This window comes from Neisseria sp. HMSC061B04 (genome assembly GCF_001836705.1).
In the GTDB taxonomy this organism is placed as follows: domain Bacteria; phylum Pseudomonadota; class Gammaproteobacteria; order Burkholderiales; family Neisseriaceae; genus Neisseria.
Window position 1 is genome coordinate 1 of sequence record NZ_KV830220.1, and the last position, 312, is coordinate 312.

At 43.6% G+C, this 312-nt stretch carries 1 protein-coding gene; it reads right to left on the bottom strand.

The genetic code is table 11. The annotated features are described in order from the left end of the window. A partial coding sequence (locus tag HMPREF2661_RS08920; protein WP_070823433.1) for a TrbM/KikA/MpfK family conjugal transfer protein occupies positions 1-284 on the bottom strand: 284 nt, incomplete at its 3' end. Positions 285-312: the final 28 nt, after the last annotated feature.

Here is a 312-nt window from a genome sequence, read left to right on the forward strand (position 1 = left end):
GAAACATCCTGATTATTGGAAACCGGACATTTTTTGAGGAAGTTGCGACGGGCGGTCAAAGTATCATGCCCGTGTTTAAACTTGATCGAATAGTATTTGCGGAGAGAAGGTTCGCATTGGCTGGGAGAGCTATTTGGCGAAGATAAGCACATAATAGCTTCGCAGGCCAGGCGTTCTTCATCGCTGTTGATTTTTACGGGGTTAAAAGAATCGGCAGAGAATTCCGCAAAGGCAAAGGAAGGTACCAATGCCACTGCAAGCAATAAGGAGAATGGGGTTTTCATAATATTTTCTTTAAGTGGAAATGGGTAA